We start from the raw sequence: 5638 nt of genomic DNA, 5'->3' as shown, positions 1-5638 counted from the left end.
CCTCGTCGGCCGTCGTACCGTAGTCCCGGGCACCGGCACCGGCACCGAACTCGAAGACGAGATGCGGCCGGCTGGAGCCGATCAACTTCTGGCCGCCCTTGAACACCCCGTACTCGGCCCCCTCGACGTCAACCTTGATCAAGGTTGGCCGGTAGTCGGCCGGCATCGCGTCGTCCAGCGTCTCGACGGCCACCTCGATCCGTTCGACGTCCTCACTGTCGGGCACCCGATCACGCAGCCCGCTGTAGACGGGCCTGCTGCGGACGTAGGTGAAGGGCAGCACCCCCGGCTGGTCGGCGAGCGCGGCCTGTCGTACCTCCACCGCCGGGAAATCGGTGGTCAACGCCGCGGCCATGTGCGGCAACGGCTCATAGGCGACGTGCCGGCCTCCCGGGGCGTGCCGGAGGATGGTCCGCAGAACGTCACCCTTGTGCGCGCCCACGTCGATACAGTTCGAGTCCTCCCGGAGGACGAAGGACAGCAGCAGCGCCAGATGCCGGTCGTCGCTGCGATTGCGGCGGGCGGTAGGAACGACGTTGTCACGCACCAGCTTCAGCGCCGGGCCGAGGCCGATGTCGACCGCCACCCGCCGGGCCCTTGCCAGCTGCTTTTCCATCCGAGGATCCATCCGCCGCGACCTCCTGTTGTTCAAGCGGCGACCTGCCGGAGTGTCATCGCCGAATGACCCATTATGACAGTCAGTACACCACTATTGGGCGAACATGATCCACGGTCAAGACCGGTAACAGGAATTTCAAGTCCACTTCATTCCCGCTCGACCCTGCTCGACCCCGCTCGACCGATAATCCTTACGTCACGAAAGAGTTCGACTTCTGAACCCTTCCGCAAGGGAAGGGTTTGGAAGTCGCGGCAGACTACCCAGCGAGACCGTTCGGCCTCGCATCGGCCGCCGCCGCCGCGATGGAGAAGATCGACGGCGGCCGCGCCAGCATCCCGTCCTCAGCGGGCTCCGGCGAGAATCTGCTCGTCGACCGGCTCCGCGGCGAAGGATCCCACCGGTGGGCAGGTGCAGACCAGGTTGCGATCACCATAGGCGCCGTCGATCCGACGTACCGGGGACCAGTACTTGGCGGCCCGCAGCGAAGCGACGGGATAGGCCGCCACCGATCGCGGATAAGCGTGTGACCATTCGTTGGCGGTAACCATCTGTGCAGTATGCGGAGCATTATGCAGGGGATTATCGGTCCGCGGCCAGATACCGTCTCCGACCTTGTCCGCCTCGGCTCGAATGGAGATCATTGCGTCGCAGAAACGATCGATCTCGCCGAGATCCTCACTCTCCGTCGGCTCGACCATCAGTGTTCCGGCAACCGGGAATGACATGGTCGGAGCATGGAAACCGTAGTCGATGAGACGCTTCGCCACGTCGTCCACGGTGACGCCGGTCAGCTTCGTCAACGGCCGTAGGTCCAGAATGCACTCATGGGCGACCAGCCCGTCCCGGCCCGCGTAGAGAACCGGATAGTACGGATGCAGCCGGTGGGCAATGTAGTTGGCGTTCAGGACGGCCACCGAGGTCGCCCGGCGCAGGCCGTCCGCCCCCATCATCCGGATGTAGGCCCACGGAATCATAAGAATTCCGGCCGAGCCCCACGGGGATCCCGAGATCGGGCCCACTCCGGTGGCCGGTCCTGCCTCCGGCCGCAGCGGGTGGTTCGGCAGATAGGGCAGGAGTTTCTCGACCACGGCCACCGGGCCGACCCCCGGACCCCCGCCACCATGCGGGATGCAGAACGTCTTGTGCAGGTTCAGGTGGCTCACGTCGGCCCCGAACTGCCCCGGCCTGGCGAGCCCCACCAGAGCGTTGAGATTCGCTCCGTCGACGTACACCAGACCGCCGGCCTCATGCACGATCGCGCACGCCTGCCCGATGCCCTCCTCGTACACACCATGGGTCGACGGGTAGGTGACCATCAGCGCGGCCAACACGTCCGCGTTCGCGCGGGCCTTGCGGGCCAGATCGTTCAGGTCGACGTTTCCGTCGTCGTCACAGGAGACGACGACCACCCGCATTCCCGCCATCGCGGCGCTCGCCGCATTCGTCCCGTGCGCCGAGGAGGGAATGAGACAGATGTTTCGCACCGCGGATCCGGGAACAGCATGATCGCGGTGATAGGCCCGGATGGCGAGCAGCCCGGCGAGCTCACCCTGGCTGCCGGCATTCGGCTGGAGGGAGACCCCCGCATATCCGGTGATCTGCGCGAGCCAACGCTCCAGGTCCTGAATCATCGCGAGGTATCCGGCGGCCTGGTCCAACGGGGCAAATGGATGGATGTCGGCGAATTCCGGCCAGGTGACCGCGGCCATCTCGGTGGTCGCGTTGAGTTTCATCGTGCACGACCCCAGGGGGATCATGCCCCGGTCAAGAGCCAGATCAAGATCGGACAGTCGACGCAGATAGCGGAGCATCGCGGTCTCCGACCGATGGTCGTGGAACACCGGATGCTGCAGGTAGGGATCCGTACGCACCAGTTCGGCAGGCAGCGCCACCGGCTCGTCCGCTGCCTGGTCCACCTGGTCCACCTGGTCCGCGCGGGCCACGAGATGATCGTTCGCCGCCGCGACGGACCCGGTCCAGGCCCCGGTCCGGATCTCGGTCTCGGCCTCGGTCCAAGTGATGCCCGCCGTCGCCTCCGGGCCCACCCCGAAGGCCGACCAGACGGCCCCCAGCTCGGCCTGGCCCGTTGTCTCGTTGCAGGAGATACCCACGTGGTCGTCGTCGACCAGCCGCAGGTTCACGCCCCGCGCCAACGCGTCCGCAACCACCTGGGTGGCCCGGCCCGGCACCGCGGCGAGGACGGTGTCGAAGAACGCGTCGTGCACCACCGTCACACCGGCGGCGCGCAGGCCTTCGGCGAGGCGCACCGCGTGCCCGTGGATGCGACGCGCGATCCCGGCCAAGCCCTCCGGACCGTGGTAGACCGCGTACATGGAGGCGAGTACCGCGGGCAGCACCTGGGCCGTGCAGATGTTGCTCGTCGCCTTCTCCCGTCGGATGTGCTGCTCACGGGTCTGCAGGGTGAGCCGGTACGCGGGTGCGCCGTCCGCATCGACCGACACCCCGACGAGCCGCCCCGGCAGGGACCGTTCCAGCCCCTTGCGCACTGCGAGGTAGCCGGCGTGCGGGCCTCCGAAGGACAGCGGTAGTCCGAACCGCTGCGTGCTCCCCACCGCGATGTCCGCGCCGAGATCGCCAGGCGCCCGCAGCAGGGTCAGCGCCAGCGGATCGGCGGCGATCGTGACGACGATGCCGCGCTCCCTCGCCGATGCGATCACAGCACGCACATCCCGCAGGACGCCCGCCGGCCCGGGATAGGACAGCAGTAGGCCGAAGGTCGCATCCAGCTCCGCCGAGCCCACGGCCGTGAGTCCGGCTGCGAGATCCGCGACCACCACATTGATCCCCAGCGCCTCCGCCCTGGTCGCGACCACCGAGATGATCTGCGGGAGGGTGTCGGCATCGATGAGGAACGTCGCGCGGGAACCCTTCGCCGTCCGAAACGCGATCTGCATCGCCTCGGCCGCCGCGGTCGGCTCGTCCAGCAGGGAGGCTCCGGCCACCGCAAGGCCGGTCAAATCAGTGATCATCGTCTGGAAGTTGAGCAACGCTTCCAGGCGGCCCTGGGAGATCTCCGGCTGGTACGGCGTGTACGCCGTATACCACGCGGGGTTCTCCAGGACGTTGCGCTGGATGACTCCCGGCATCACCGCGGGATGGAATCCCAGCCCGATCATCGAGGAAACCGGTCGGTTCCTGCTACCGAACGCGCGTAGGGCCGCGAGCACCGCGGGCTCGCTCAGCGCCGCGGGAAGATCCAGATCATGGTCACGGATGCTTGCCGGGACGGCCGCGTCGGTGAGCGCGGCCAGTGATTCCACCCGCAGCGCATCCAGCATCTCCCGTTGGGATGACGGGTCCGGGCCGATATGCCGATCGGCGAACCGCGGGATGGCCGCAGCGGGCAGCCACCTCGCACCGTTCCTGCCCACCGCCTCGGCACTGCCCTGTCGCGGCGCCCCCGACCGCGCGTGCGACGACGCGGGACTGATCGTGGCGGTCGTGGCCGGTCCATCGGCGGTCGTGGCCGGTCCATCGGCGGTCGTGGCCGGTCCATCGGCGGTCGTGGCCGGTCCATCGGCATAGGGGGTGTCGTCGTACTCGGTGACGTCAGGCATGATGACTGCTCCGGAGGTCGGGCGACGACGGATCATGCCGGCGCCGCGGCGGGCCTCCCCCTCTGTCATTGACCTGAGAGCTTCACCAGCGCCGCCGCCGGCAGTCCGGGGAGCTGCGGGCGGGGAACGCGGCTTTCACCGTCGGCGGGACACCCCACGGCGTCCACTTTCCAGAGTTGCCTGACCCGGCGGTTGGGGGCCTGAGAGTTTATGGGGAGAGCTTGCTCCTTCGGCGTCCCGAACGGCGAGCGACCGGGACTCTCCCGCACGGGCGTGAGCGGCATCGGTATGGAGTTGTGGGACGGGGCACGGATGACCCGGGGATGCCTACCAGTAGCGAAGGATCGACTCCCGACTGGCGCCGGTCCCCTCGACGCCGGCTGCGTTCAGCCACGATTCCACTCCCCGAACACTAGCTGCGGGGGCCCCGCGGGCCAACCAGCGACCCCCACCGAAACCTGTCCGCAACATGAACACACGAACCCGTGGGGCCGTGGGCCCCGACCCCGGGCTCACGGGCTCACGGGCTCATCGTTCGTCCGCCATCCGATCCCGCGGGCGGTGGCAGCGGCCTCGGCGTCAAGGCCGCCCGCCGGTAGGCGATACGAGCGCGGATATCTATATATTTAGACACATGTCACAACTCTGCAAAAAATATCAAGAAGCATCAAGATTCCGAGATATGCTCCAAGACTGACGTCGAAAAACCGGCCACGCCCCCTGGAATGTCCTCCCGATGCTCTCCCGCCCGCGCGGACGACACCTACACAGATGAAATGCGAGGTATCGTCGGGTCGCCGGACTGCACGCGCATCATACGGTTCATCTGCACCATCCGACGCCGACGCCCGCCATGAAAGGTGCGGCCGGGCAGGCCGAACGCGGACACAGGCACGAGAGCGTCATCACACGAGCGGGATAGGAAGACGGCCAGTACGCCGTCATCGTCGACTACCCGGCAAAAAATCTCCATGACAATTGATCATGTGACAACCACCGCCCGGGGTTGGACCGGTGCGGCGTCTGGACTTAACCTACGGATGCCGGCTGCGCGAGCTTCATTGCACGAACTTTATTGTGCGGCGACTACTCTGGGCGATGGCAAGTAGGAGGAGAACTCCTCTTTCCGCCGTCCAACATCACGGGGAGGTAGAGCTCGATGCAGGGCCTTCGGTCACTGCTCAGAGGTCGATACGCCCTTATCCCGTCACTCCACACGCAGGGCACGGATGCGTATCCGCATCCCGGCAGCCCGGCGGTCACCGGGGTGCCAGCGGGGCAGGGCCGCGCAGAGATCACGCTACGTTGTGATCGGTGATGTTTTGTAGACGTGCTGTGGGGTGACTCGGGGCGCCCTGGGCGACACAGCGCGAGCGAAGCGTCTCTTTCCCCATGCGTACCCGGCACGGGCCGCGCAAACCAGCTCCGCACGCCCAGATAT

At 67.1% G+C, this 5638-nt stretch carries 2 protein-coding genes and 2 riboswitches; both genes read right to left on the bottom strand.

Annotation, left to right across the window (positions count from 1 at the left end; all coding sequences use genetic code 11):
• On the bottom strand, positions 1-616 hold a 616-nt coding region (locus tag AC08OX_RS14195), incomplete at its 3' end, for an FkbM family methyltransferase (protein ID WP_476608263.1).
• A gap of 344 nt (positions 617-960) precedes the next feature.
• Positions 961-4197 (bottom strand): aminomethyl-transferring glycine dehydrogenase subunit GcvPB, encoded by a 3237-nt coding sequence (gene gcvPB / locus AC08OX_RS14190; protein WP_476608262.1) that lies wholly within the window; start codon positions 4195-4197, stop codon positions 961-963.
• A gap of 55 nt (positions 4198-4252) precedes the next feature.
• A riboswitch (glycine riboswitch) is annotated at positions 4253-4376 on the bottom strand.
• Positions 4377-4473, bottom strand: a riboswitch (glycine riboswitch).
• Between the last annotated feature and the right edge of the window lie 1165 nt (positions 4474-5638).

It is taken from the genome of Frankia sp. CoBUL1 (assembly GCF_978021245.1).
Note: the sequence above shows the minus strand (reverse complement) of the source record. Positions and strands in the feature narration are given on the sequence as shown.